A 25,982-nucleotide genomic window follows, 5' to 3' on the forward strand; every position below is an offset into this window, starting at 1 on the left:
ACCGCGAGCACTTCAAGACCGCGATCTACTTCCACCTCGGCGGGCTCCAGCTCTATCCGGCCATCCCATGACCCACGGAGTTCCCAGAAGAGCCGAAAATGGTGATCCTGTCTCGCCCTGTAGCGATGATTGGCTACTGCTGCTGTCTCACTTAACCCTGTCACACAGGGGACGGGTGCCTCACCCAAGGTTGACAGAGAGGGCAGGCTGGGCTACCTCAATGAGATTCAAAGCCATCTCGACCTTACGAAGGAAGTGTCGACTCCTTCTCGCGTGGTGTTAGCGGGGATCTCCTGACAGTTCCGTGGGTGGGGTTTCATGCTGTGCGGCCGGGTAGTGCGGGGCAGAGGCCGCCGCGGGTGAGCATGGCCATGCCGATCAGCGCATCTGGACTATGAAACCCGTATGCCCGCTTGGTCAACGCCCGTAGATGGGTGTTCGTGGACTCCGAGCGGGCATTGGACAGTTGGTGGTCGAGGGTGTTGCCGATCAACTCCTTGTGACGGCGGACGGTTCGGGCCACAGCGACGAATTCCGGGATGTGTGAGTGCGAGGCCCAGGACAGCCATCCGGCCAGCAGTTGGCGGCCGTCGCGGCCCTTGACCTGAAACACTTCGCGGAGTTGCTCTTTGAGCAGATAAGCCCGATACAGCGTGGCGTTGGTAGTCGTGATCGCCGCGAGGCTGGTGCGTTGCTCGCCGGTCAGGTCGGCCGGGTTTTTGCGGACCGCCCACATGGCGTGGCGATCCCGCACGCCGGCACGGGTCATGGTGCGCACCCGCACCTTGTCGAGAGCCCTCATCGCCCAGGCCACGATGTGGAAGGGATCCAGGCAGATCACCGCCTGAGGGGCCCGCTCGCGCAGCACGGTGTGGATCCATTCCGCGCCATCGCAGCTGACGTGGGTCAATGCCGCGGCGCGGGCATCACCGAGCTGGTCGAAGAAACGGCTCAGGGTGTCTTGGTTGCGGCCGGGTGCGGCCCACACCAGCCGGCCTGTGGTGTGGTCGATCACGCAGGTCAAATAGCGGTGGCCGTTGCGGTAGGAGATCTCGTCGATGCCGATGCGGGTCAGGCCGGCGAGCAGGTCGTTGGTGTCGCGGCCATCGGCGATGACCCGGGCCACGATCGCCGCGACGGTGCGCCAGGCGACCCGCAAAAACACCGCAACCACGCTGATCGCGGCGTGTGCGGCCCACCATGCGCAGGTGTCCTCAAAGGCCCAGGTGTGTTTGGCTCCGGGACGCGCCCACGGCACGTGTGCCACCCCCACTCCGTGCTCACCGCAGGTCACCCGGGGTACCGGTGCCTGCAGGTAGGCCTTGGTGGCGCCCACGTCGAGGGTCCGCCAGCGGCGCACATCGTCGCCGCCGTCATAACCCGGGCAGTGTTTGCGGCATCGTGAACAACGACTGGCCTGCGATGCCTTGGGACGCACCGAAAACACCAGCACCTCGCTGGTCACCGGCGTCTTACCACGGGAGGTCTCCGTCTGGATCGTCACGTCCTCGATGAGCGTGTCCTGGCCCTCGAGAGCCGCTACGAATACCCTGGATTTGCGCAACGCCGTCCACCCTCCTTCGTCTTGAACCTTCCAACAGTCCAAAACGTAAGCAGGACACGGCGTTGCGCCCCAAATCCCCTGGTCACGGACCCACGACAACGTCACAAGAGCCGTTAGCGGGCCGGACAGGAAACGGGAAAACCGTTCTTGCATCGGACTATTGCCATATTGAAGCCATCTCGTACGCGTTCATATGTTGGGTCGACTGTCGCGACGTTGACTTCATCGAACCGCAGATCCGCAATCTGACTGAGCAGTTGAACGAGACCGTCCCAGGTGGTACGACAATCGGGCCGCGGACCACGGTGAGCACTGTCACTGCGGGAACATCGAATACCCATGCCGCCCAGTAATTTCGGCCCTCCCCCAGCCGCCCGACGAGCGCGTCCAGCGACCGTTGAACCACGTCGGTCGATCGGGTGAGCGCGGGTTACACCCGGCGTTGGTTGCGGCTCAACAGACCCATGTGGCTGATCTAGCCGGCCGCCGAATCGGCACGAGGAGCCGGGCCGGGTCGTCGACTCGCGTCGGGCGGAGTTGGCTCGTCCTCGACCAGGGTGAAGTAGTTTTCCTCCTCCTGGACGAAGTGCAGCCGCAGCAGGGCATACAGGCCGTACAGGCAGGCCAGGAGGTCGTCGACCTGGTCGGGCTGGATCGCTCCGGCCGATTGCGCCAGCGCCACATGCGTGCCGATGCGGTCGGCGAGGCGCTGGATCTCGGCGTGGGTGCGGCTCATGGTCGCGGTGGCCTCGTCGCTGCCGAGCGGCCGCGCCAACGCGGGGTACAGCAGGGTCTCCTCCGCGCGTTCGTGCGGCAGGATCCGCTCGGTGAGCAAGCCGTGCACTGTCCTCAGTGATTCCAGCGCCGCGGCGTCGGGGCCGTGGGCCAGGCGGTCGGCGCTGTCGCGCAGCAGGCCGATGGTGTCGCGCAGTTCGTCGTGTTCGGCCGCGAAACGCCGCAGCATCTGCTCGGTGCCGGTGGGCAACTCCAGTTCGGTGCGCGGATTGCCGCGCAGCGCACGCAGCGCGTTGAGGATCACCGCGACATCGATACCCTCCTGCAGCAGCGCACCCGGGGCCGGCGGCAGCCAGCCCAGCGCGGCGATCACCATCGCCAGCAGCGACAGGCTCATCCCCACCACGGCGCTCTGCACGGCGATGCGCCGGGACCAGCGCGCGATGTCGATCGCGTCGGCGAGCCGGTCGACGCGATCGGCGGTCAGCACGATGTCGGCGGCCTCCGAGGACGCGGTGGCCCCGCGGGCACCCATCGCCACACCGACCGTCGCCGCCGCCAACGCCGGCGCGTCGTTGACACCATCGCCCACCATCACGGTGACCGCCCGTTCTCGTTCGGTACGCACCGCCGCGACCTTGTCGGCGGGGGTTTGTTCGGCGTAGACGTCGTCGAGGCCCAGCACCGTGGCGACCTCGCGTGCCGGTTCGACACGGTCACCGGTGAGCATCACAAGCCGATTGAAGCCGGCCGCGCGCAACCGGCGCATCGTGTGGGGCGCGTTCCGGCGCAACGGATCCCGCAACAGCACCGCGCCGGCCGGTTCACCGTCGAGGCACATCCAGGCGATGGCAGCGCCGTCGAGGCGCGCCCGGTTGACCGCTCCCCGCGCCCACGCGCCGCTCACGGAACGGGGGGGCAGTTTGCCGACGGTCACCCGGCGCTCGCCGATGGTGGCGGTGACACCGCGGCCCGGCTCCTCGAGTACGTCGGCGGGCAAGGACAGCTCGAGGCCGCGTGCGAGGGCTTCGGTCACGATGGCCTCGGCGAGCACGTGCGGGGAGAGCTGATCCACCGAGGCCGACAGCCGCAAAACCTCGGTCGCGTCACCGCCGGGCGGGGCGATCACATCGACGACCACCGGTCGGCCCATCGTCAGCGTGCCGGTCTTGTCCATCATCAAAGTGGTTGCACTGCCGAGATTTTCCAGAGCGCCACCGCCGCGGACGATCACCCCGGCCCGGGATGCGCGCGACAGGCCGGAGACGATGGCCACCGGCGCCGCCAGCAGCAGCGGGCAAGGGGTCGCCACCACCAGCACGGCCACCGCCCGCACCGCCGACCCGCTGGCCAGCCACGCACCACCGGACAACAGCAGCGCCAGCGGCAGGAACCACGCCGCGTAGCGGTCGGCCAACCGCACGATCGGAGCGTTTTCCGCACCCGCCTGCTGGGCCAGCCGCACGATGCCGGCGTAGGTGCTGTCTTCGGCCGTCGCGGTGGCCCGCAACTCGAACGCGCTACCCGCGTTGACGACCCCGCTGCGCACGGGTTCACCGACGCCGCGCTCGACCTGCAGCGGCTCACCGGTCAGCACCGACTCGTCCAACACCGCGACCACGTCGACCACGCGGCCGTCCACCGGCACCACCTCACCGGGGCCGACTTCCAGCAAGTCGTCGACGACCACGTCGGCCAGTGGGATCACGCTGACCTGCGTGCCGTCGCGCCGCCGCGCGAAGCGTGGCGCCCGCTCCAGCAGGGCCCGCAGATCGTGGGAGGCGCGACGCGCGGCCGCCGCGTCCAGCGCACGCCCACCGGCCAGCATCACCGCGACCAACGCCCCGGCCAGGTATTCGTGCACCAGCAGGGTGCCCACCAGGGACAGCACGGCGATGACGTCCACGCCGAGCCGGCGCCGGCACAACGCCGCCGCCACCCATACCGAGGCGGGTAGCACCGCCAGCACGGTCCCAGCGCGCCAGCAACTGTCGGCGAGTTCGCGACTGCCGGTGAGCCACGCGATCCCGCCGGCGGCCAGCGCGCCGACCGTGAGCACCACCAGGACCGGCTCGATCAGCGGACGCAGCCGCGTGATCCCCCGCACGATCCCAGGTCCCGTACCGCCCGTCACTGCTGATCCTCCCGGTCGCTTCCGGCCGTCTGGGCAGAGTTGACCAGTGGCGGCCGCCGCGTTCTAGGGTCGCAATACCCCACCATGGAGGCAGTTGGGCCCGGGTGTGGCCGAAAGTGGCGGGCAGGGGCCGAACGGCTTCAGCGGCGGGACTCCGGCTCCCCCCGGCGCCATTCGCGGACCGCCGCCAGCGCCGTCTTGAGCCCGCGGCGGCGCCCCGTCACCAGGCCGGTGTCGGCGCGACCGGGCTCGAGTTCAGCGAACATACGCTCGCTGCGAGTTTCCGGAGCGTCGTCGGCGGTGTCGCGCAAGTACTTGTCCGGCAGCGACAATTTGGCGATGGTGCGCCACGTTTTGCCGTACTGCATCAAAAACGAGCCCGTCGTGTAGGGCAGGTCGTACTTGTCGCACACCTCGCGCACCCGCACCGAGACCTCGTGCAGCCTGCTGCTGGGCAGATCGGGAAACAGGTGATGCTCGATCTGATGGCACAGGTTCCCGCTCATGAACCGCAGCACCGGACCCGCTTCGAAGTTGGCGCTTCCCAGCAGCTGACGCAGATACCACTCACCCTTGGATTCACCGGCCATGTCGGTCTTCGTGAATTTCTCTGCACCATCAGGGAAGTGGCCGCAGAAAATCACCGCGTTGGCCCAGACGTTGCGAATCACGTTGGCAACCAGGGTGGCCTTCAGCGTCGATTTGTAGGTCGCCGCCGGCGACAGCGAGGTGAGCGCAGGGAACGCGACGTAATCCTTGAACACCTGCCCGCCGGCCTTGATCGAGAACTCGCGCATCTGCTGAAGGGTGGCGTCGCGGTCCGGGCCGGCCTCCAGGACCTTGGCCAGGTCGATGGTCTGCAATCCGATGCCCCACTCGAATCCCAGCGCCAGGAGGGCATTGAACAGCAGGTTGCCCGTGTTGACACGCTCCCAGGGCTGGTCACGTGTGACACGTAGGACGAAGTAGCCCACATCGTCGTCCATGCCCACGATGTTGGTGTACTTGTGGTGCTGGAAATTGTGGGCGGAGATCCAGTGCTTCGACGCGGCAGTCATGTCCCACTCCCACGTCGTGGAGTGGATCTCGGGATCGTTCATCCAGTTCCACTGGCCGTGCATGACGTTGTGGCCGATCTCCATGTTCTCGATGATCTTGGCCAGACCGAGCGTCACGGTACCCGCCCATCTCGCCGACCGTTTCGAGCTACCGGCCAGCAGGAGCCGGCCGACTACGTCGGCGGCGCGTTGTGCGGCGATGGTGCGGTGGATGTAGCGGGCGTCGCGCTCGCCGAGCGAGTCGATGACGTCAAACCGGATCGCGTCCAGCTCTGCGGCAAAATTCTCGATGTCGGCGACAGTTAAGTGGGCGAAGGCGGGAACGTCGGTAATCGCCATGGTTTCCTCTCTGCGGACTGCTATGTCGAAATCTCGGCGTGCACAATCGTGGGGCGTCCACCGGTGTTTGGCAGCGCCTGATCGCCGGGATGAGCCGCTCCTCGAGCGCTCAACACGACTAAGGGTGCTGCGGCTCCTTCTCGGCGGCGGACGTAGGTGTTTTCACGCCTGCAGGTGGAGCCAGGATGGCCGAACGTGGCCGAGATTGATTGGCCCCCTGCAGGAAACGGTTCGAGATAGGACGTGCGCACGAATCCCGCAGCCGTGTGACCACCGATGCGCCACCACCGTGGGTGCTTGTTTCAGCGCACCTTCTCCGGAATCGAAATCAGTGCGAGCAAGATCTGTTCCGCCAGTTCGCTCGCCGCCTTGTCTCCAAGCTTGGAATGGGACCTGATCGTGTCCCTGACCAGTTCGAGACGTTGGACGTAGGGCGAGCGGAATGCCGTTGGCGAAGCCATCAAATTTTCCATCCAGTGCAGGATGTCCGCTCACAACCGAGCGGACCGATGCCCCTGACGTTACCCGCTCACCGTCACTGCTGCGTGAGTACGGACTTGGGGCAGTCCGCCCGAGGCCACAACGGGCCCGGCGCGCGGCGGGCATCGGGGCGCCAGGACGCGGCGTTCGGGGCCACCTCGTCGCGGCCACGTCGCATCCAGTACGACGACGGCCTCTCGGGATCCATGGCCGGCGGCTACTCCCGCATACCCGGATACTTGATTGCCCGCCTGACCAATAAGCGGATCTCAGAGGCAAAAATACCCTCTGACCTGCGTCGGGCTGACAGGATTTGAACCTGCGACCACTTGACCCCCAGTCAAGTGCGCTACCAAACTGCGCCACAGCCCGGATGCCGCCAGCGTGCGCGGCAGCAGGTCGAAAGCCTACCTTAAGACACCCGCCGGCCCAGCAAGCGACCTCACTTCCGCTCGACCTGGCCGAACGAGACGTCGACCTCGGCCACGCAGGGCAGCAGCGTCCCGGCGAGTTCGGCTTCGCGGCCGTAGAATCGCTGCGCCGGAACCGGCACGCTCACGGCCACCCTGCTCTCAGTCACACCCTTGAGCATCGCGCCCACCGCACAGATGCCTTCGGTTTGCTTCCTGCGGTCGTAGGCGACACCCTCGGCCCGAACACGCTCAAGCTTCTTGCGCAAATCTGCGGGGCTGGTCACCGTGTTCGCGGTGAGCCGGGCCAGTCGGCTGGGCAGCGCCGGCGCCAATTGTTGGGGCGGCAGGCCGGCCAGCAGCGCTATGCCGTGGGCGCAGCAGTGCACGGGGAAGGAATCTCCCACCGCGCTGATCGCCCGCAAGCGCTGCGGCGAGACGACCTGGTCGAGGAATGTCGCTCGATCGCCGTCCAGAATCGACAGGTCCACGGTCTCCCCCAGCTCGCGAGACAACTCTTCCATGAACGGGTGCACCTCCATCACCACGCCGAGGCGCACGCTGGCGGCCATGCGCGCGATCTCGGGGCCGAGCCGATACCTGCCGCGGCCGCCGCGCGCGACCACCAGGCCTTTGTCGTCGAGCGCGTTGAGGATCCCGCTGACCGTGGAGCGCGCCCTTGCCAGCCGCTCGCCGATCTCGGCCTGGGTGAGCCCAGCCGGGTGCGCCTGCAGCAGTCGCAGCATCGCGGCCTCGCGCGATGACCTGGATGCCACCGCCGCGCGCTTCCTGCCCTTCGGCCGTCACGCCGACCGGCCCGTCTCGATGCGGTAGGCGCCGCCCGGATCCACGACCGCCACCAGCCGCACGATGCAGCGGTCGCCCCCGACCCAGGGCCACGGGAAGGCAGCGAAAGCGACGCGCTTGCCGGTGACCTTGTCCAGGTCACCGCCGACGTTCTCGAATCCGTAGATGCCCTTGGACAGGATCGCCCGGTGGCAGAGTTCCCACTCCGGGAAGTCGTCGAGCACCTTGCAGCCGGTGTCCTCCTCGTATTCGCTCATCGCCCGGGGCAAGACGCCGCCGGTGTGCTCGGCGGTCCGTGCGGGCCGATCGACGTGGCCAGCGGGTGATCCAGCGCCTGGGTGTCGGTGCCGACCGCCTTGACGCCCCCGAGCGAAAGTCGAAGATAATTCCTGTGATGCAGCTTTCACTGGCCGCATCGTGGGATTAAGGCGGTCGGCGCACGCTCAGCGCCGCTTGGGTGCCCGCTTCTCGCGCACCCGCACGTTGATCCGGATCGGGGTGCCCTCGAACCCGAACGTCTCACGCAACCGCCGCTCCAGGAAACGCCGGTAACCGGCCTCCAGGAACCCGGTGGTGAACAGCACGAACGTCGGCGGCCGGGCCGCGGCCTGGGTCGCGAACAGGATGCGCGGCTGCTTGCCGCCACGCACCGGCGGCGGCGTGGCCGCCACCACCTCCTTCAGCCAGGAGTTCAGCGGGCCGGTCGGGATACGCGCGTCCCACGAGGCCAGCGCCGCCTCCATCGCGGGCACCAGCTTCTGTAGCGCGCGGCCCGTCTTAGCCGAGATGTTGACCCGCTGCGCCCATCGCAGCTGCACCAGCTCGCGGTCGATCTCCCGCTCCAACAGCTCGCGGCGATCCTCGTCGACCAGATCCCACTTGTTGAACGCCAGCACCAGCGCCCGGCCCGCCTCCACCACCATCGACAGCACCCGCTGGTCCTGTTCGGTCAGCGGCGCCGAGGCGTCGATCAGCACGACCACCACCTCCGCGGCGTCGATGGCCGAATGGGTGCGCACCGAGGCATAGAACTCGTGCCCGCTAGCCTGCCCGACCTTGCGCCGCAGGCCCGCGGTATCGACGAACCGCCACACCCTGCCGCCCAGGTCGATCAGCGAATCCACCGGGTCGACCGTCGTCCCGGCGACATCGTGCACCACCGAACGCTGGTCCCCGGCCAGCTTGTTGAGCAACGAACTCTTGCCCACGTTGGGCTTGCCGACCAGCGCCACCCGCCGGGGCCCGCCGGGCGCCGGCGCCACCTCGGACAGCGTCGGCAGCACGGCCAGCACCTCGTCGAGCAGGTCGGCCACCCCGCGGCCGTGCATGGCGCTGACCGCGTGGGGCTCCCCGAGGCCCAGCGACCACAACGCCGCCGCGTCCGCCTCGTTCTTGTCGCTGTCGACCTTGTTGGCGGCCAGGAAGACCGGCTTGCCCGAGCGCAACAGGATCCGGGCGGCGGCCTCGTCGGCGGCAGTCGCGCCGACGGTGGCGTCCACCACGAGGATCACCGCGTCGGCGGTGCGCATGGCCACCGACGCCTGCTCGGCCACCAGTTGCTGCAGGCCCTTGGCGTCGGGCTCCCAGCCCCCGGTGTCCTGCACCACGAAGCGCCGGCCGGTCCACAGCGCGTCGTAGGACACGCGGTCGCGGGTCACGCCGGGAACGTCCTGCACCACCGCCTCGCGGCGGCCCAGGATCCGGTTGACCAGCGTCGACTTGCCGACATTGGGCCGCCCCACCACCGCCACGACGGGCGCCGGACCCGCCTCGGTACGCTCGTCTACATCGAAACCGACGGCGTCCCAATCGGTTTCGTCGCTCCATGTCCCGTCCTGGGTCACCGCATCACCCCGCTTCGCTGCTCGACCAAGTCCAGGACGTGGGCGATCACCTGCGCCTCGGTCATGTCGCTGGTGTCGACGACCACCGCGTCGGGCGCCGCGCGCAGCGGCGAGACCGCCCGGGTCGAATCCAGGTGGTCGCGGCGCCGCACATCGGCAAGCACGCCCTCGTAATCCCCGCCCAGCCCCGAGGCGAGGTTCTGGTCGTTGCGCCGCCGGGCCCGCGTCTCGGCCGAGGCGGTCAAAAAGATCTTCACCGGAGCGTCGGGCAGCACCACCGTCCCAATGTCGCGGCCCTCGACGACCACACTGCCCGGGCCGGCGGCCATTTCGCGCTGCAGCGCGACGAGCCGCGCGCGCACCGCGGGCACCGATGACACCGCCGACACCGCCCCGGTGACCTCTTCGCCGCGGATATCGGCCGAAACATCCTCCCCGGCAAGCGAATAGCTGAGCCGGTCCGGGTCGTAGCCCACCGCCAAGTCCACAGTCGACGCGAGCGCGGCGACGGCCTCGGCGTCGGCCGGGTCCACCCCGGCCCGCAACACCGCCAGCGTCACGATCCGGTACATCGCGCCGGTGTCCAGGTACCGGGCCCCCAGGGCACGCGCCAAACCCCTTGACACCGAGGACTTCCCAGTGCCAGCGGGCCCGTCGATGGCCACTACGACGTTCACAGGCCCACCGCTTGGTAGAGCTGCCCGACCTCGCCACGGCTCAACGACCGGATGCTGCCGGGCCGCTGCTCCCCCAGCGACACCGGCCCGAGCTCGATGCGCACCAGCGACTCCACCGGGAAGCCCGCCGCCGCCAGCAGCCGGCGCACGATCCGGTTGCGGCCCTCGTGCAACGTCAACCGCACCAGCGTCTTTCCGGGAATGGCGTCCACCACGGCGAAATCATCGACCCGCGCGGAGCCGTCGTCCAGGTCGATGCCCGCGCGCAGCCTCTTGCCCAGCCCACGCGGCACCGAACCGGTCACGGTCGCCAGATACGTCTTGGGCACCTCGTGGGAGGGATGCATCAACCGGTGCGCCAGTTCACCATCGTTGGTCAGCAGGATCAGCCCCTCGGTGTCGGCGTCGAGACGCCCGACGTGAAACAGGTTCTTGGTGCCGCGCACCCTGCGTTCCACCAGATCGCCGATGCAGGGGCGCCCCCGATCGTCGGACATGGTCGAGTGCATGCCGCGGGGCTTGTTCAGCGCCAGGTAGACCATCGAGTCGTCGGCGACCACCCTGACCCCGTCGACGCGGATCACCGACGCGTCGGGATCCACGCGGGTGCCCAGCTCGGTCACCACCTGCCCGTCCACCTCGACGCGACCCTCGAGGATCAACTTCTCGGCGGCGCGCCGCGACGCAATCCCAGCCTGGGACAACACCTTTTGCAGGCGCACTCCCTCGGTTTCGCCCATCAGTCGTGGTCCACGTCGAACGACAGCGCCTGCTCGGCCGGAACGCCCCCGGCAAGTTTGACGAAACGCGGCTCACTGTCCAGGGATTCGCTGAGCTCCTCGATCGTGTCGACGTCGGGAAGCAGCGGTGCGATGTCGGGCAGGTCGGCCAACGACGTCAGGCCCAACCGCTCCAGGAACAGCGCGGTGGTCGCGAACATCGTCGCGCCGCTGTCCGCGTCGGTGCCCGCCTCGGTGATCAGGCCGCGCGCCAGCAGGGTGCGCATCACCGCGTCCACGTTGACGCCGCGGACCGCGCTCACCCGTGCCCGGGTCACCGGCTGGCGGTAGGCCACCACGGCCAGCGTCTCCAGCGCGGCCCGGGTGAGCTTGGACCGCGAGCCGTCGAGCAGCAGCTTCTCGACGTACGGGGCGAACCTGGCCCGGGTGTACATCCGCCAACCCTCGTCGGTGTTGCGCAGGTCGATGCCGCTGTCGCGTTCGGTGAGTTCCGCCGACATCTGCTGCAGCCTGGTGGCAATCCGGTAGGCGGGCTGCTGGGTGGCCGCGGCCAGCGCTTCGACCGTGACCGGGCTGTCTACCACCAGCAACAGCGCCTCGAGCACCGAGCCGAGTTCGTCGGCGTCCATGGGCGCCGCCTCGGCGATGTCGGGGATGCCCGCGTCGGGGTCGACGTCAGGATCGACGTCGAATGCGTCGTCAGTCATTGGCGGCGCTCCTCACGACTCGTCCCGGACTTCTGCCAGGGCCTCGTTGGTCTGACGCTCCCCGGTCCACGAAATTTGAAGCACGCCAAGCGGCTCCGACTGGTCGAATGCTACCGTCCGGCTCCGATACAGTTCGAGCAGCGCCAGGAAGCGCCCGACGACCTCCATCGGCGCCCGACAGTCGGCGACCAGCTCCGAGAACGAGACCCACTGGCCGCTGCCCCGCGCCTCCAGGATCGCCAGCAGTTTCTTGGCCTGCTCGGGGACCGAGACCTGCAGCTCGTGCAGATGCCCGGTGCTCACCGTCGGCGCCGGGCGCGGCGTGAACACGATCGCGGCGATCTGGGCGAAGCGCTCGGCGTCGACACCGAGCATCACCTCGGGCAGCAGTTCGGTGAACCGGTCCTCCAGCGACACCGCGCGCGGATAGCTGCGCAGCGCGGTGGCCTCCAGCTCGGCGAACATCTCGGCGACGTGTTTGAACGCGCGGTACTGCAGCAGGCGCGCGAACAGCAGGTCGCGCACCTCCAGCAGCGCGAGGTCCTCCTCGTCGTCGACCTGCCCGGCCGGCAGCAACCGGGCCGCCTTGAGGTCCAGCAGGGTCGCCGCGATCACCAGGAACGCCGTGGTCTCCTCCAGATCGAGTCGCGGGCCGATCTCCCGGGTGTAGGCGATGAACTCGTCGGTGACCTGGTGCAGCGCCACCTCGGTGACGTCGAGGCGGTGGGCGAAGATCAGCTGCAGCAGCAGATCGAACGGCCCCTCGAAGTTGGTCAGCCGGACCTGAAAGCCGTTCTTTGGTGCCGCCTCACCGTTGGCGCTGCCGGTCACGCGCCGAATCGGTCGATGAACTCGCGGGCCAGCGCGCGGTAGGCGATGGCGCCGGTCGACTTCGGCGCCCAGGTGGTGATGGGCTCGCCCGCCACGCTGGTCTCCGGGAACCGGACGGTTCGGGTGATGACGGTGTCGAACACCAGGTCGCCGAACCGCTCCACCACGCGGGCCATCACCTCGCGCGCATTGATGGTGCGCGGGTCGTAGCGGGTGATCAGGATTCCGCTGATCTCCAGCTTCGGGTTGAGCCGGTCGCGGACCTTGTCGACGGTGTCGGTGAGCAGCGCCAGGCCGCGCAGCGAGAAGAACTCGCACTCGGTGGGGATCACCACACCGTCGGCGCAGGCCAGCCCGTTCACGGTGAGCAGGCCCAGCGACGGCTGGCAGTCGATCAGCACGTAGTCGTAGCGGTCCAGCACCGGGTGCAGCGCGCGGCCCAGGGTCTGCTCGCGGCCCACCTCGTTGACCAGCTGGATCTCGGCCGCCGAAAGGTCGATGTTGCTGGGCACCAGGTCCAAATTCTTGACCCGGGTGTGCAGCAGCACGTCGTCGATCGACACCCGCGACTCCACCAGCACGTTGTGGATCGTCTTCTCCAGCTCGTAGTGCGGAACCCCCAGCCCCGCCGACAGGGCACCCTGCGGGTCCATGTCGACCAGCAGCACCCGCCTGCCGTACTCGGCAAGGGCGGCGCCCAGGTTGATCGTCGACGTGGTCTTCCCGACGCCACCCTTCTGGTTGCACATCGCGACGACCTTGGCCGGGCCGTGCGACGTGCGCGGCCCGGGCTCCGGGATCGCCCGCGCCGGTCGCCCGGTCAGACCGATCTCGACGCCGTTGTCCGGCCGATCGGTCATGGCGGGGGTGTTCGGGAGGTGAACATCGCAGGAAAGTCTAACGGCTCCGCGCGCTGACACCGGGCGACCCGCAGGGCGATTTACCAGCGAATATGCCTGGATGCCGCGGGGTGCCGCCCATTCGAGTGCGCAGGCTTCACACCCGTCACACCAGCACCGTCGGAGCGGTCGTGGCCCGGATCCCATCGCCAACGCGCACGCGGCCTCGCGTTTGCGGAGGACCGCGTCCAGCCGCTGCGCCCGCCGCGGCTCGACGGCCTATCGTGGCGGTCGTGGACCTCAAGAAACGGATACCTCTGCTGCGCTGGTCGGCCTGGCGGATGGCCGCCGGGGTCCGCAACATCACCAAGACGGGCCAGATCGGTGACGGGCGGGAAGCGGCCGCGGTGAAATACGTCCTGCAGCACGCCCGGCCCGGCGACGTCGACGACGTGCTGGCCGCCATCGACACATTCGCCTACGAGAAGTCTCTGCTGATCAACGTGGGCGACGAGAAGGGACAGCTGCTCGACGCCGCGGTCCGCCGCGCCGATCCCGCGCTCGCACTCGAGCTGGGCACCTACTGCGGTTACGGCGCCCTGCGGATCGCCCGGGCAGCGCCGAATGCCAAGGTGTTCTCCGTCGAACTGGCCGAGTCCAACGCCGCCAACGCCCGCCAGATCTGGGCCCATGCCGGGGTCGCCGACCGGGTGACGTGCGTCGTCGGCACCATCGGCGACGGCGGGCGCACCCTCGACGCCCTGGCCTTTCAACACGGATTCGGTCCCGGCGCACTGGGATTCGTGTTCCTGGACCACGACAAGAACGCCTACCTCGACGACCTGACCAGCATCCTGGACCGGGGCTGGCTGCGACCGGGTGCGGTCGTGGTCGCCGACAACGTCCGCATCCCGGGCGCGCCCAAGTACCGCGCCTACATGCGCCGCCAGCAGGGCACGCTGTGGAACACCGTCGAGCACAAGGCACACCTGGAATACCAGTCCATGATCTCCGACCTGGTGCTGGAATCCGACTACCTGGGCTGACCGCCCCAACCTATTGCGCCCGCGGGTGGGCGCCGGCCCAGACTTCGCGCAGGGCGTGCACGGTCACCAGCGTGTAGATCTGCGTCGTCGTGACCGAGGCATGACCGAGAAGTTCCTGCACGACCCGCACGTCGGCGCCGCCCTCGAGAAGATGGGTGGCAAACGAGTGCCGCAGCATGTGCGGCGACACACCCGAGGTGATACCGGCCCGTTCGGCGGCGTCCTGCAGCACCTGCCACGCGCTCTGCCGCGACAACCGGCCGCCCCGCACGTTGAGGAAGATCGCCGGCGTGCCACGCCCGCGTCGCGCCAGTTCCGAGCGTCCGCGCACCAGGTACGCGTCCAGCGCCGCCACGGCCGGACGCCCCACCGGCACCAACCGCTGCTTGCCACCCTTGCCGCGCAGCAACACCGACCGGGCCTCGGTGTCGATGTCGTCGACGTCCAGCCCGACCGCTTCGGAGATGCGTGATCCCGTGGAATACAACAACTCCAGCAGCGCGCGGTTGCGCAACGTCAGCGGGCCGTCGGCCGGGCTGTCGCCGCCGGCGCCCTCCAGCAGCGCCAGCACCTCGTCGACCGTCAGGCTCTTGGGCAGCCGGCGCGACGGCGTCGGCGGCCGCACCGCCTGTGCCACGTTCAGTTCGGCCAGCCCTTCGGCGGCGGCAAACCGGTGCAGGCCGCGGACCGCGATCAGCGCCCGGGCCGCCGACACCGCCGACAGTGCGGCGGTCCCGGCCTCGGGGTCGCCGCGACGCAACGCCACCAGGAAGTCGCTCACGTCGTTCTCGCCCACCTTCGCCAGATCGTGAATTCCCCGGTCCGCCAGGTGTTTCGAATAGCGCCGCAGGTCGCGGCGATAGGAACTGAGCGTGTTCGCCGAAACGCCCCGCTCGATCGTCAGATGGTCGAGGTAGCCCTGCAGTTGCGACTCCAGCGCCACCGTCGCCATCAGACCTTCCTTCGGGCGGTGAACGCCGTCGGCCGGTCGGTCCAGGGACTCTCGACCGGACGCGGCTCCGCGAACCCGGCGGACACGGTGTGGGCGGCCAAGAGTCCCGCCACGGCAATGGCGTTGACGATTTCGCCGCCGAACACCTTGCGGACGGCATCGGCGAGGGGAAACCACTCCAACTCCATGTCGGCTTCCTCGTGATGTGCCTCGGGCCGGTCCACCCCGCTCAACCCGGTGGCCAGGTAGACGCGCACGGATTCGTCGCTGAAGCCGGGTGTGGAATCGAGGTCCACGAGCACGCGCCAGGTGTCGGCCCGCAGTCCGGCTTCCTCCTGCAGTTCCCGGGCCGCGGTCAGATGCGGCGCCTCCCCGTCGACGTCGAGCAACCCCGCGGGTAACTCCCACAGCCGACGGCCCAACGCGTGCCGGTACTGGTAGACCAACGCGACGTTGCCGTCGTCGTCGAGCGCCACCACGGCCACCGCGCCGAAGTGCTCGACGACCTCCCGGGTGACGACCTTGTCGCCGGGCATCCGCACCCGGTCGCGACGCAGCGCGAAAATCTTTCCGGTGTAGAGGGTTTCGGACGACGTCGTCTCGAAAACGTGCTCAGCCACGGGACGCGGGCTCGGGAAGCGACCGCTCGCCGCTGTCTTGGTGACTGCCGTTGGCTGAGTGCTCGGAGATGTCCATCGGCAGCAGTTCGCCCGCCTTGTAGTCGATCGCCGCGCCGACGAACGCGGCGAACAGCGGGTGCGGACGGGTCGGGCGGCTCTTCAGTTCCGGGTGGGCCTGGGTGCCCACGATGAACGGGTGCACCTCCGGCGGATACTCGACGAACTCCACCAGGTGCCCGTCGGGCGAGGTGCCCGAAAACCGCAGACCACTCTCGGCGATCTTCTCGCGGTAGGCGTTGTTGACCTCGTAGCGATGCCGGTGCCGCTCCGACACCTGGGTGCTGCCATAAGCCTCGGCCACGATCGAACCCGGTTCCAGCACGGCCGGGTACGCGCCGAGGCGCATGGTTCCACCCAGATCGGCCTCCCCGGCCACGATGTCGAGTTGGTCGGCCATCGTGGAGATCACGGGATCCGGTGTGCCCGGCTCGAATTCGGCGGAGTTGGCCGCCTCGATGCCCACCGAGCGCGCGGCGTCGATCACGATGCACTGCAGGCCCAGACACAGCCCCAATAGCGGCAGACCGCGCGTGCGGGCATGGCGGATCGCCCCGATCTTGCCCTCGATGCCGCGGATGCCGAACCCCCCGGGCACCAACACCCCGTGCACGTCGGCCAGCGCGTGCGCGGCGCCGGCGGCGGTCTCGCACTCGTCGGACGCCACCCAGTGCATCTCCACCTTCGCGTGGTGCTTGAACCCGCCGGCCCGCAACGCCTCGGTGACCGACAGGTACGCGTCGGAGAGCTCGACGTACTTGCCCACCAGCGCGATTCGCACGGTGTCGTGCGGCTCGTGCACCCTGCGCAGCAGGTCGTCCCACTCGGTCCAGTCGACATCGCGGAAGGGCAGATTGAGCCGGCGCACCACGAACGCGTCGAGTTCCTCGCGGTGCAACACCTTGGGGATGTCGTAGATCGACGGCGCGTCGGGGGTAGAGATCACCCCGTCGATGTCGACGTCGCACATCAGCGCGATCTTGTTCTTCAGCGACTCCGGGACGTCGCGGTCGCAGCGCAGGATCAGCGCGTCGGGGGTGATACCGATGCTGCGCAGCGCGGCCACCGAGTGCTGGGTCGGCTTGGTCTTCAGCTCCCCCGACGGTGCCAGGTAGGGCACCAGCGACACGTGCAGGAAGAACACGTTCTCCCGCCCGAGGTCGTGGCGGACCTGCCGGACGGCCTCCAGGAAAGGCAGCGACTCGATATCGCCCACCGTGCCGCCGATCTCGGTGATGACGACGTCGGGACGGTGGCCGTCGGCGTCGGGTTCGGCCATCGCCAGGATGCGCCGCTTGATCTCGTCGGTGATGTGCGGGATCACCTGGACGGTGTCGCCGAGGTATTCCCCGCGCCGTTCCTTGGCGATCACGGTCGAATAGACCTGCCCCGTAGTGACATTCGCCGATCCGGACAGGTCCCGGTCCAGGAAGCGCTCGTAGTGACCGACGTCGAGATCGGTTTCGGCGCCGTCCTCGGTGACGAACACCTCGCCGTGCTGGAACGGGTTCATCGTGCCCGGGTCGACGTTGAGGTACGGGTCGAGCTTCTGCATCGTCACATGCAACCCGCGGGCGGTGAGGAGCTGGCCGAGGCTGCTGGCGGTCAGGCCCTTGCCGAGCGAGGAAACGACGCCCCCGCTGACGAAGAGGTGCTTCGTAGCGGATTGCGGATGCTTACGCAACAGGCGACCTCCGTGAAGAAGGGCAGGGCTTGAGTTTTTCTAGCTTCAGCTAGATGGGCCTGCCGAACCACGGAATCCCACCCTAACACCCGGCACGCCCAGGTGCCGCGAACACGCCCGGCGCGAGCCGTTTACTGCGGGACGGTGACCGAGGTCGCCCCGTGGCCGATGCCGTACTGCCCGACGTGGCCGCCGTTGATCAGGTCGTGCAGGCCCAGGATCGCGGTGATCCTCCCCGGGGCGGTGTCGACGTCGTCGACGGTGCTGACCACCGACGACATGCCGGAGTCGGCGCGGGTCACGGCGACCGCGGCGCCGCCGGTGGCAGACCCGTCGCGCCCGGCGAGCAGCGTGCCCGAACCGTGCGGCGCCAGTGCCGCGGAGAACCGCGCCACACTGACACCCTGGTTGCCGGCGTCCTGCGGCAGCGCCCCGCCGGTCACCACGAGTGCGGCGTTGGCCGCCCCCAGGTGATCGGCCGGCTGATAGGTGATGAATCCGGTGTCCCGCAGCGCCGCCAGCACGGTGTCACGCTCGGGATCGCCGACGGCGGGCGCGTCGGGGTTGGCGTTGATCAACAGCGCGATGCCCATCAGGTCACCGGCCTGCGAGCCCTGGTCGACGAGCTTGGTGCTCAGTTGCTGGCCGGCGGGCAGGACCGACGAGTTCACCACCGTACGCAGCTTCTCGGCAGAGTTGGCGTCGACGAACTCCTGGGTCAGGGAAACCGTCCCGGTGACCGCGCCACCGGCCTGGCCGACGAACTTCGCGACGGCCGCCACGTCGTCGTCTTTGGCGTCCGGGGTGCGGAACACCACCACCGACTTGCCGCCCAGCGCGTCGTGCACGATGCGCCCGGCCAGTTGGTCATCGAAAGTGTTTGCCGCGCCGAGCTTTTGATTCAGCGCATTCTTCTGGTCGTTGAGTCCGCTGATCTGCGTGTACAGATCACGCTTCTCGGCGCGCAGGCTGGACAGCAGGGTGTCCGACAGGAAGCCGGAACCCAGCACCACCCCCACGGCCAGGGCCAGGAAGACCGCGGCCAGCGAGAGCGCGTGTTGACGTAACGAGATCATCTAGGTCATCCACTTCTGCACCATGAGAGTCAGGTGGTTCCAGTAGTCGGTGATCCAGTGCAGCACCAAGGCGTCAGTGCGCGAGACCCACAGCGCGACGACGACGGCGATCAGCATCGTCAGCGCCAGCAGCGCGATGGCGCCGCCGGAGATGTTGTGGCGGTACAGGGTAGCAACGGCCTTGGCGTCCACCACCTTCTCCCCCACCCGCAACCTGGTCAGGAACGTCGACGGGTTGCTCTGCGCGCGCGTGCGGTCGAAGAAGGTCTCGATGTTGGCGGTGTGGCCGGCCGTCACCAGCAGCGCGGCGCCGTGATGGTCGGCCAGCAGCAGCGCCAGGTCCACGGCCGAACCCGCCGCCGGGAACGTCATTGCCCCCACCCCAAGATCCTGGATCCGCGCCAGGCCGGGCGCGTGCCCGTCTGCATCGGCGGGCAGCACGACCTGGGCGCCGCACTTGAGGGCCTCGGTGCTGATGTGGTCGGGGTCGCCGACGATGAGTTGCGGGCGATATCCTGCCTTGCGCAACACATCCGCACCGCAACCGACACCGATGAGCACCGGCTGGTACTCCTTGATGAAGGGCTTGAGCGAGCGCAGGTCGTCTTCGGCGCTGGGCTCGTCGGCGACGATCACGACGTGCCGACGGCGCAGGTCGACGTCGACGTCGGGGATGCCGATACCGTCGATCAGCAGCGGGCTCTCGCTCTTGATGAACTCGATGGTGTTGCCCGCGAACGCCTCCAGGTGGGCGGCCAGGCCGCTCTTGGCCTCCCGCATCAGGTCGGCGATGTCGTGGTCGGTGCGCTCGGTCCCGCGGACCAGCCGACGATCCCCCGCGTACACCCCGCCCTCGTGCAGGCGGATCTTGGCGCCGTCCTTGACCTTCTTGAAGATCTCCGGGCCCGTGTCGTCGATCAGGGTGACCCCGTTGTTGACCAACACCTCCGGGCCCATGTTCGGGTAGCGTCCCGACACCGAGGGCGACGCGTTGACGACCGCGGCGATGTCGGCTTCCACCAGCGCGTCGGCGGTGATGCGGTCCAAGTCCAGAATGTCGAGTACCACGATGTCGCCGGGACAGACCCGGCGCAGCAGGCGGTCGATGTTCCGATCCACCCGGGCGGTGCCGGTCAGGCCCGGCCGGGACGTGTTACGCGAGAGCAGCCCTGACATCTTCATGGGCCGATTCTGTCGGCGATGCGCCGCCGGGGCGGGGAGGCGCGCCGTAACACCAGCATCATAAGTTATCTAGAGCCACACCTGTCACAGGCCGGTGACAGGTCGGCATCGGGACTGCCGCGCAAGGGTGCGTAGTTGTACGCGGTTTGCGGCGTGTCAGCGCACAAAACACGCGCGGTCGCGGCTGATAGGGGTTTCGCCGCTAGGGGTGGCTGTCGCGCTGGGCGGCGTCGAGCAACTCGCGGGCGTGGGCGCGGCCGCTGTCGGATTCGCCCAGGCCGGCCAGCATCCGCGCCAGCTCGGCGACCCGCTCGTCGCCGGTGACGCCCCGCACCGAACTCGCGCCCCGGGCGCCGTGCACCACCAGGTGCACGTCCGCGTACGCGGCGACCTGCGGCAGGTGCGTCACCACGATGACCTGATGGGTGCGCGCCAGCCGGGCCAGCCGCCGCCCGATCTGCACCGCCGCGCGGCCGCCGACGCCGGCGTCGACCTCGTCGAACACCATCGTCAGGCCCGACGCGGAGGCCGCCAGCACCACCTCCAGCGCCAGCATCACCCGGGACAGCTCGCCGCCGGAGGCGCTCTTGGCCAGCGGCAGCACCGTCATGCCGCGGTGCGCCGCGAAGCCGAACTCGACGTTGTCGACGCCGTCGGCGCCCGCCCTGGCCAGTTCCCCGGAGGGCAGCGCGAGGGCCGCGGCGTCGTCCGGCTCCGCCGCCTCGATGCCGACTTCGATGGTGAACTCCGCGTCGCCCATCGCCAGGCCGGACAGCTCCGCGGTCACGTCCTTGGCCAGCCGCTTGGCCGCCTTGCGTCGCGCATTGCTGAGATCGACTGCGGCCGCTGATAATTCGGCTGCCAACTCGTCGACCCGAGCCGACAGGCCCGCCAGGCCCTCCGGCGAGGTGTCAAGCTGGGCGAGCCGCTCCCGGGCGTCGCGCGCCCAGCGCAGCACGCCGTCGATGTCGGCGGCGTACTTGCGGGTCAGCGTGCGCAGCTCGGCCTGACGGGCCAGCTTGGATTCCAGCGCACTCGCGTCGACGGGCAGCTCGTCCAGGAAGCCACCGAGCTCGCGGGCCGCCTCGGCGACCAGCGTCAGGGCATCGCCGACCTGCCCGGCCAGCGCCCGCAGCGTCGCGTCGTCGACCGACTCCAGGGCCGTGCGCGCCCGCCCCAGCCACTCGGTGGCGCCCGCACCGTCGGCGTCGTCGGTCGCCCCGGCCAGCGCTGCACGCGCACCGGCCGCGGCCTCGCGCAGCGTGTCCAGTTCGGAGAGCCGCACGATGTCGGCGACCAGCGCGTCGTCCTCGCCGGGTTTCGGGTCGACGGCGTCGATCTCGGTGAGCGCGAACTTCAGCCGGTCGGCCTCCTGCGCGAGTTCGCGGGCCCGGGCGCGCCGGTCGGCCAGGTCGCGCCGCGCCGACAGCCAGGCGTCGCGCAGCGTGCGGTAGCGCTCACACGCGGGGGCGGTGCCCGCGAAGCGGTCCAGCGCGGCGCGCTGCTCCTCCGGGCGCATCAGGCGCAGCTGGTCGTTCTGCCCGTGCAGGGTCAACAGCTCGGCGGTGAAACCGCTCAGCGACTTGGCCGGCACGCTGCGGCCCCCCAGGTAGGCCCGCGACGGCCCCTCCCGGCTGACCGAGCGCAGCGCGATGACGCTGCCGTCCTCGTCGCGCTCGGACCCCGACGCGTCCAGCATCCCGTCCAGGCGCGCGCTCACCGCATCGTCGAGATCGGTTGTGGTGAAACGGCCTTCGACTATGGCGCGCTCGGCCCCGGACCGCACCCGGGTCGGGTCGGCGCGGGCGCCGCCCAGCAGGTGCAGGCCGGTGACCACCATCGTCTTGCCGGTGCCGGTCTCGCCGGTGAGCACCGTGAGGCCGCGGCCGAACTCGGCGGTCGCCACGCTGATGGCGCCCAGCGACTCGATCCGAATCTCGGTGAGCACCCGCGGTTACTTTCCGCGCCACCCGGTCACCGGCAACCGGAACTTGCGCACCAGCCGGTCGGTGAACGGCGCACTGTCGATGCGCGCCCACTTCACCGGGGTGTCGCAGCGCGCGACCTCGAGCCGGCTGCCGGCGGGCACCGGCATCTCGCGGCGCCCGTCGCAGAACACCAGGGCGTCGTGACCGTCCCCTTCGATCTCGATCGCGACGGTGGCATCGGGACTGATGACCATGGGCCGGGCGAACAACGCGTGAGCGTTGTTGGGCACCACCAGGATCGCCTCGAGGTCCGGCCACAGCACCGGGCCACCGGCGGAGAACGCGTACGCGGTCGACCCGGTGGGCGTCGACACCAGCACCCCGTCGCAGCCGAAAGCCGACACCGGGCGTCCCTCGATCTCGACGACCACCCCGAGCACACCCAACCGCGGACCGCGTTCCAGACTCATCTCGTTGAGCGCCCAGTCGCGCCCGATGACCCGGTCGCCCTGGGTCACGACGACGTCGAGGGTCAGGCGGTGCTCCACCTGGTAGTTGCGGGTGACGACGCGGTCCAGCACGCGATCGATGGTCTCGGCCTCGGCTTCGGCCAGGAATCCGATCCTGCCCAGGTTGACCCCCAGCACCGGGACGCCGGCGTTTTTCGCCAGCTCCGCCGCCCGCAGGAAGGTGCCGTCGCCACCGAGCACCAGCACCAGCTCGCAGCCCTCGGCCGCGTGCGGGTCGGCCTCGACCACCTCGATGTCGACGCCCATCGCCCGCATCTCCTCGGGAGCGAGGTGCAGCGATCCCCTGTCGACGGCCTCGGCGGAGAGCAAGCGCAGCCTGATGCCGTTGTCGCCCAGGACTTTTACTATCCGCCGCGCGGTCTCGGTGGCCTCCTCGCGGCCGGTGTGCACCACCAGCAGGACGGTCCGTTCGGACGTCATCGCGGGCCCTCCGTCACGGCGCGACGCACCGCGTCCCCCAGCTCGTCTCCGGTCAGCGCGCGATCGGTCTCGGCGCGCAGCCACAAGAAGTACTCCACGTTGCCCGAGGGACCCGGCAACGGGCTGGCGGCGACGCCGACCGTGTGCCAACCCAGCTCCCCGGCCCGCCGCGCCACGGCCAGCACCGAGTCGGCGCGCAAACCGGGATCGGCCACCACCCCACCGGCACCCACCAGGCCCCTGCCCACCTCAAACTGCGGCTTCACCATGGGAACGATATCCGCGCCGCCCCGCGCGCACCGAACCAGCGCGGGCAACACGGTGGCCAGCGAGATGAACGACAGGTCGGCCACCACCACGTCGACCGCCCCGCCGATCGCCTCCGGTGTCAGGTCGCGGACGTTGGTCCGCTCGACGACGACCACCCGCGGATCGCTGCGCAGCGACCAGGCCAGCTGCCCGTACCCCACGTCGGCGGCGACCACCTCGGCGGCCCCGCGGTCCAGCAGCACCTCGGTGAACCCGCCCGTCGACGCCCCGGCGTCCAGGCAGCGGCGGTCCGCCAGGGAGATGTCGAAGGCGTCGAGTGCGCCGATGAGCTTGTGCGCCCCGCGCGACACCCAGCCGCGTTCGCCGTCGGCGACGGTCAGCCTGGCGGTGACGGCGACGGCGGTGCCCGGCTTGCGCGCGGGCAGCCCGTCGATGCTGACCTTCCCGGCGTCGATCAACTCCGCGGCCTGCTGACGCGACCGGGCGAGGCCGCGCCGAACGAGCTCGGCGTCAACGCGGGCACGTCGCGCCACCGCGCTAGCCCTTCTCCGCCGACTCCAGCGCGGCCAGCAGCACGTCGTGCGCCTCGGAGAGGCGGCGGGCTATGTCTTCCAGCTGGGCGAGCGAGGGCCCGTCCTCGGCGGTTTCGGACTCCCCGGGGTCGGGCAGCCGGGCGAGCAGGGTGTCGATTTCGGCGCGGATCTGGTCAGGGTCGATATCCATCGCGTCCCTACGCTAGTCATCCATCACTCGGAGTGCAGCAACGACCAGCGCTGCAGGGCGTCGCGGGCCCGGTCGTCGCCGGCCCGGATGCGCGGCGCGGCGGCCCCAGCGCTCCACACCGCGTCGGCGACCGCGCGCACGACCGCCATCCCGTCCCCATCCGGGTCGCCGCCGCCGTCGGCGCTGACGGTCACCGCGGCGTCGGTGACCTCCACGCGCCAGCCCGGTTGCGGGCCCACCGCGAGCGACTCGCCGCTGCGATGCAGGGAGCGCAGGTCGTGGCCGATGTAGGTGGGGCGGTGGACGGGCTCGGCGCACACCGCGTCGCGCGCGGTGTTGACCCCGCAGAGCACCAGCAGGCTGGGCAGCCCGGCGGCGTTGGCGCCCTCGATGTCGGTGTCCAGCCTGTCCCCGACCACCAGCGGCGCGCGGAACTCGCCGCGGGCCACGGCGTCGGTGAACAGCCGCGGCGCCGGCTTGCCGGCGACCTGAGGTTCGGCGCCGGTCGCCGTCCGCAGCGCGGCGACCATGGACCCGTTGCCGGGCAACAGCCCCCGTTCGGTGGGCAACGCGGGGTCGAGGTTGGCCGCCACCCACAACGCGCCGGCCCGGATCGCCTGGGCGGCCTCGGCCAGTTCCGGCCAGCCGACGGTCATGGACAGCCCCTGCACGACGGCGACCGGGTGATCGTCGTAGCGGCGCACGGGGCGCAGCCCGACCGCGGCGACCTCGCCGGCCAACGCGTCGGTGCCCACGATCAGCACCGGGGAGCCCGCCGGCAGCTGATCGGCCAGCAGCCGCGCGGCGCTCTGGGCGCTGGTCACGACGTCTTCGGGGGCGGCGGTGAAGCCGAGGTCGCCCAGGTGCGCCGCGACCTCCTCGGCGCTGCGGGAGGCGTTGTTGGTGACGAAGAAGATGCGGGCGCGCACCTCGGCGAGCGCCTCCACCGCGCCCTCGGTGGGGCTACGGCCGCAGAACGCCGTCCCGTCCAGGTCGATCAGCAGGCAGTCGTATTCCTGCGCGATGGTCCTCATGTTCAGGCGAGCTCGCCGACCCGGTCCTCGGCGTCGGTGACGCCTTCGACGTCCGCATCCGCGGAACGCAGGAACCAGTGCAGCGCCTCGTCCCTGCGACCCAGCGCGAGCAGCGTGTCGGCGTAGGCGTAGAACAGCCGGGCCGCCGTCGGGCCTCTGCGGGCCGGGTCCAGCTGCGGTGTGGACAGCACCGTCAGCGCCTGCTCGAGCTGGCCGAGATCGGCGCGAGCGCCGGCGGCGACGATGCGCAACTCGTCGGCGTCGTCGCCGCTCAGCGCGGCGGCCTCGGGTCCGCGGGCCAGCTCGATCGCCCGCTCCGGGCGGCCCAGCCCGCGCTCGCAATCGGCCATCATGGCGAGCAACGACGATTTGCTGCCCATCCGGCGCGCGGCGCGCAGCTCCGACAGCGCCTGGGCCCAGTCGCCGCAGTGATAGGCGGCGATGCCGACCGCCTCGCGGACCGCGGCGATCCTGCTGGAGCGGGCCCGGGCCGCGCGCGCATGAGCGAGCGCGGTCTGCGGGTCCTCGTCCAGCAGCGCGCCGGCGGCGACCAGGTGACGCGCCACCGCGTCGGCGGTGGCACGGTCCAGGGTGCTCAGCTCGCGGCGGATCGCGGGGTCCAGCTGGCGGGCGTCCACGTCGGCCGGGATGGCGGGCGCGTCGTGCACCGCGCGGTCGCCGTGGGGGTGGCGGCCGTCGGCGTTCTTCGGCTGGGACGTGCGGGCCCGGCCGGGCCCCGACCAGCCCCCCGACGCCGGGCGCGGACGGCGCTCCCTGCCGGGTTTCTGCCTGTCGTCGACCACGCTGCTGAGGATACGGGGCCGCCCGGACTCGACTAGGACTGCAGGCGGTTGGGCAGCAGCGGCGCCATCATCGCCGGGCAGTACGTCGCGACCGCGACGATCGCGAACTTGCCCGCGATGACGTAGGGCATGCCGGTGTTCGCGGCCATCCTGTCCACGACGGAGTCGAACGACCCGCCCGGGGAGAACAACGACGGGCACACCGACTGCCCCAGCGCCAGCGTGGTGGCGGGCTGGGAGTAGGCGATGCCGGCGTTGGTCAGTGCCGACAAAAAGGCGTTACCGAGCATGTCCGCGCGAATGGGCGCCGCCACCGCTCCGGCCAGAGCGATCAGCACCGTGGTCACCCCCAGGAACCGCACCAGGGTCAGTTGCGCATGCGTCGCCCAAGTCATCGTGACAACACTGGCCAACGGGGATCACAGCCGTGGCACGGTGAGGTAAAGGTTTGCGCACTAACGCGTTTTGCGGTCGCGGATCGTTGCGGCCGCG

23 protein-coding genes, 1 tRNA gene and 2 pseudogenes are annotated in these 25,982 nt (G+C 69.7%); 1 reads left to right on the forward strand and 25 read right to left on the reverse strand.

Going from position 1 to position 25,982, the window contains the following annotated elements:
* Positions 1 to 316: 316 nt before the first annotated feature.
* The 13 genes and pseudogenes from AC2VOR_RS17580 to AC2VOR_RS17640 all read right to left on the reverse strand — a co-directional run bounded on the left by AC2VOR_RS17580 (position 317) and on the right by AC2VOR_RS17640 (position 13,186).
* Positions 317 to 1,564 (reverse strand): ISL3 family transposase, encoded by a 1,248-nt coding sequence (locus tag AC2VOR_RS17580; RefSeq protein ID WP_486964220.1) that lies wholly within the window; start codon positions 1,562 to 1,564, stop codon positions 317 to 319.
* 475 nt (positions 1,565 to 2,039) lie between these two features.
* Positions 2,040 to 4,433, reverse strand: a complete 2,394-nt coding sequence (locus AC2VOR_RS17585) for a heavy metal translocating P-type ATPase (RefSeq protein WP_369738835.1) — start codon at positions 4,431 to 4,433, stop codon at positions 2,040 to 2,042.
* A 140-nt stretch (positions 4,434 to 4,573) separates the two neighbouring features.
* Positions 4,574 to 5,830 carry a fatty acid desaturase family protein gene (locus AC2VOR_RS17590; RefSeq protein ID WP_369738836.1) on the reverse strand — a complete coding sequence of 419 codons (1,257 nt, stop codon included), beginning with the start codon at positions 5,828 to 5,830 and terminating at the stop codon, positions 4,574 to 4,576.
* Between the two features lie 302 nt (positions 5,831 to 6,132).
* Positions 6,133 to 6,303 carry a DUF6307 family protein gene (locus AC2VOR_RS17595; protein WP_369738837.1) on the reverse strand — a complete coding sequence of 57 codons (171 nt, stop codon included), beginning with the start codon at positions 6,301 to 6,303 and terminating at the stop codon, positions 6,133 to 6,135.
* A 305-nt stretch (positions 6,304 to 6,608) separates the two neighbouring features.
* Positions 6,609 to 6,682: transfer RNA gene (locus tag AC2VOR_RS17600), tRNA-Pro, on the reverse strand.
* Positions 6,683 to 6,752: 70 nt separating this feature from the next.
* Positions 6,753 to 7,527: pseudogene (locus AC2VOR_RS17605) on the reverse strand (IclR family transcriptional regulator).
* Positions 7,524 to 7,891, reverse strand: a pseudogene (locus tag AC2VOR_RS17610) (cyclase family protein); the annotation flags it as partial. The pseudogenes AC2VOR_RS17605 and AC2VOR_RS17610, both read right to left, overlap by 4 nt.
* A 79-nt stretch (positions 7,892 to 7,970) precedes the next feature.
* Positions 7,971 to 9,371 carry a ribosome biogenesis GTPase Der gene (gene der / locus AC2VOR_RS17615; RefSeq protein ID WP_369738838.1) on the reverse strand — a complete coding sequence of 467 codons (1,401 nt, stop codon included), beginning with the start codon at positions 9,369 to 9,371 and terminating at the stop codon, positions 7,971 to 7,973.
* The gene (gene cmk, locus AC2VOR_RS17620) at positions 9,368 to 10,048 is read right to left on the reverse strand and encodes a (d)CMP kinase (protein ID WP_369738839.1); all 681 of its coding nucleotides are present in this window, start codon (positions 10,046 to 10,048) and stop codon (positions 9,368 to 9,370) included. The genes der and cmk overlap by 4 nt, the downstream gene beginning before the upstream one ends.
* On the reverse strand, positions 10,045 to 10,788 hold the full coding sequence (locus AC2VOR_RS17625) for a pseudouridine synthase (RefSeq protein ID WP_369738840.1): 744 nt from the start codon (positions 10,786 to 10,788) through the stop codon (positions 10,045 to 10,047). Before AC2VOR_RS17625 ends, cmk begins: the two co-directional genes overlap by 4 nt.
* Positions 10,788 to 11,495 carry an SMC-Scp complex subunit ScpB gene (scpB, locus tag AC2VOR_RS17630; RefSeq protein ID WP_369738841.1) on the reverse strand — a complete coding sequence of 236 codons (708 nt, stop codon included), beginning with the start codon at positions 11,493 to 11,495 and terminating at the stop codon, positions 10,788 to 10,790. Before scpB ends, AC2VOR_RS17625 begins: the two co-directional genes overlap by 1 nt.
* Before the next feature lie 12 nt (positions 11,496 to 11,507).
* Complete coding sequence (locus AC2VOR_RS17635) at positions 11,508 to 12,326, reverse strand: segregation/condensation protein A (RefSeq protein ID WP_369738842.1); 819 nt, start codon at positions 12,324 to 12,326, stop codon at positions 11,508 to 11,510.
* Positions 12,323 to 13,186 carry a ParA family protein gene (locus tag AC2VOR_RS17640; protein ID WP_369738843.1) on the reverse strand — a complete coding sequence of 288 codons (864 nt, stop codon included), beginning with the start codon at positions 13,184 to 13,186 and terminating at the stop codon, positions 12,323 to 12,325. Before AC2VOR_RS17640 ends, AC2VOR_RS17635 begins: the two co-directional genes overlap by 4 nt.
* A 320-nt stretch (positions 13,187 to 13,506) precedes the next feature.
* Here AC2VOR_RS17640 and AC2VOR_RS17645 point away from each other — a divergent pair, with 320 nt between their 5' ends.
* A complete protein-coding gene (locus AC2VOR_RS17645; RefSeq protein WP_369741614.1) occupies positions 13,507 to 14,211 on the forward strand; it encodes an O-methyltransferase in 705 nt (234 codons plus the stop codon).
* A gap of 10 nt (positions 14,212 to 14,221) precedes the next feature.
* Here the strand turns inward: AC2VOR_RS17645 and xerD are convergent, their stop codons facing one another.
* From xerD to AC2VOR_RS17705, 12 genes are all read right to left on the reverse strand, one after another.
* Entirely contained in the window at positions 14,222 to 15,163 is a 942-nt protein-coding gene (gene xerD, locus AC2VOR_RS17650; protein WP_486964221.1) for a site-specific tyrosine recombinase XerD, read from the reverse strand.
* Positions 15,163 to 15,783, reverse strand: coding sequence for an NUDIX domain-containing protein (locus tag AC2VOR_RS17655; RefSeq protein WP_369738845.1), 621 nt, complete (start codon positions 15,781 to 15,783; stop codon positions 15,163 to 15,165). Before AC2VOR_RS17655 ends, xerD begins: the two co-directional genes overlap by 1 nt.
* Positions 15,776 to 17,524, reverse strand: coding sequence for a CTP synthase (gene pyrG, locus AC2VOR_RS17660; protein ID WP_369738846.1), 1,749 nt, complete (start codon positions 17,522 to 17,524; stop codon positions 15,776 to 15,778). The genes AC2VOR_RS17655 and pyrG overlap by 8 nt, the downstream gene beginning before the upstream one ends.
* Positions 17,525 to 17,655: 131 nt before the next feature.
* On the reverse strand, positions 17,656 to 18,600 hold the full coding sequence (locus AC2VOR_RS17665; RefSeq protein ID WP_369738847.1) for a copper transporter: 945 nt from the start codon (positions 18,598 to 18,600) through the stop codon (positions 17,656 to 17,658).
* Entirely contained in the window at positions 18,601 to 19,782 is a 1,182-nt protein-coding gene (gene steA, locus AC2VOR_RS17670) for a putative cytokinetic ring protein SteA (protein ID WP_369738848.1), read from the reverse strand.
* Positions 19,783 to 19,984: 202 nt separating this feature from the next.
* Positions 19,985 to 21,730, reverse strand: coding sequence for a DNA repair protein RecN (gene recN, locus AC2VOR_RS17675; RefSeq protein WP_369738849.1), 1,746 nt, complete (start codon positions 21,728 to 21,730; stop codon positions 19,985 to 19,987).
* 6 nt (positions 21,731 to 21,736) lie between these two features.
* Positions 21,737 to 22,660: an NAD kinase gene (locus AC2VOR_RS17680; protein ID WP_369738850.1), complete on the reverse strand. Its 924-nt coding sequence runs from the start codon at positions 22,658 to 22,660 to the stop codon at positions 21,737 to 21,739.
* The gene (locus AC2VOR_RS17685) at positions 22,657 to 23,463 is read right to left on the reverse strand and encodes a TlyA family RNA methyltransferase (protein WP_486964222.1); all 807 of its coding nucleotides are present in this window, start codon (positions 23,461 to 23,463) and stop codon (positions 22,657 to 22,659) included. Before AC2VOR_RS17685 ends, AC2VOR_RS17680 begins: the two co-directional genes overlap by 4 nt.
* A gap of 4 nt (positions 23,464 to 23,467) precedes the next feature.
* Positions 23,468 to 23,653 carry a hypothetical protein gene (locus AC2VOR_RS17690; protein WP_369738851.1) on the reverse strand — a complete coding sequence of 62 codons (186 nt, stop codon included), beginning with the start codon at positions 23,651 to 23,653 and terminating at the stop codon, positions 23,468 to 23,470.
* Positions 23,654 to 23,676: 23 nt separating this feature from the next.
* Positions 23,677 to 24,687: an HAD-IIA family hydrolase gene (locus AC2VOR_RS17695; protein WP_369738852.1), complete on the reverse strand. Its 1,011-nt coding sequence runs from the start codon at positions 24,685 to 24,687 to the stop codon at positions 23,677 to 23,679.
* Positions 24,688 to 24,689: 2 nt separating this feature from the next.
* On the reverse strand, positions 24,690 to 25,490 hold the full coding sequence (locus AC2VOR_RS17700; protein ID WP_369738854.1) for a tetratricopeptide repeat protein: 801 nt from the start codon (positions 25,488 to 25,490) through the stop codon (positions 24,690 to 24,692).
* Between the two features lie 32 nt (positions 25,491 to 25,522).
* Positions 25,523 to 25,885 (reverse strand): DUF732 domain-containing protein, encoded by a 363-nt coding sequence (locus tag AC2VOR_RS17705; protein ID WP_369738855.1) that lies wholly within the window; start codon positions 25,883 to 25,885, stop codon positions 25,523 to 25,525.
* Positions 25,886 to 25,982: the final 97 nt, after the last annotated feature.

Source organism: Mycobacterium sp. TH-M103, from assembly GCF_057473785.1.

What these genes read in the sequence shown, in the direction of transcription:
- AC2VOR_RS17590 (WP_369738836.1), bottom strand. Translation starts at nt 5,830, where the DNA reads ATGGCGATTACCGACGTTCCCGCCTTCGCCCACTTAACTGTCGCCGAC.
- AC2VOR_RS17595 (WP_369738837.1), bottom strand. Translation starts at nt 6,303, where the DNA reads ATGGAAAATTTGATGGCTTCGCCAACGGCATTCCGCTCGCCCTACGTC.
- AC2VOR_RS17625 (WP_369738840.1), bottom strand. Translation starts at nt 10,788, where the DNA reads ATGGGCGAAACCGAGGGAGTGCGCCTGCAAAAGGTGTTGTCCCAGGCT.
- scpB (WP_369738841.1), bottom strand. Translation starts at nt 11,495, where the DNA reads ATGACTGACGACGCATTCGACGTCGATCCTGACGTCGACCCCGACGCG.
- AC2VOR_RS17640 (WP_369738843.1), bottom strand. Translation starts at nt 13,186, where the DNA reads ATGACCGATCGGCCGGACAACGGCGTCGAGATCGGTCTGACCGGGCGA.
- AC2VOR_RS17645 (WP_369741614.1), top strand. Translation starts at nt 13,507, where the DNA reads ATGGCCGCCGGGGTCCGCAACATCACCAAGACGGGCCAGATCGGTGAC.
- xerD (WP_486964221.1), bottom strand. Translation starts at nt 15,163, where the DNA reads ATGGCGACGGTGGCGCTGGAGTCGCAACTGCAGGGCTACCTCGACCAT.
- AC2VOR_RS17665 (WP_369738847.1), bottom strand. Translation starts at nt 18,600, where the DNA reads ATGATCTCGTTACGTCAACACGCGCTCTCGCTGGCCGCGGTCTTCCTG.
- steA (WP_369738848.1), bottom strand. Translation starts at nt 19,782, where the DNA reads ATGAAGATGTCAGGGCTGCTCTCGCGTAACACGTCCCGGCCGGGCCTG.
- AC2VOR_RS17680 (WP_369738850.1), bottom strand. Translation starts at nt 22,660, where the DNA reads ATGACGTCCGAACGGACCGTCCTGCTGGTGGTGCACACCGGCCGCGAG.
- AC2VOR_RS17690 (WP_369738851.1), bottom strand. Translation starts at nt 23,653, where the DNA reads ATGGATATCGACCCTGACCAGATCCGCGCCGAAATCGACACCCTGCTC.
- AC2VOR_RS17695 (WP_369738852.1), bottom strand. Translation starts at nt 24,687, where the DNA reads ATGAGGACCATCGCGCAGGAATACGACTGCCTGCTGATCGACCTGGAC.
- AC2VOR_RS17705 (WP_369738855.1), bottom strand. Translation starts at nt 25,885, where the DNA reads ATGACTTGGGCGACGCATGCGCAACTGACCCTGGTGCGGTTCCTGGGG.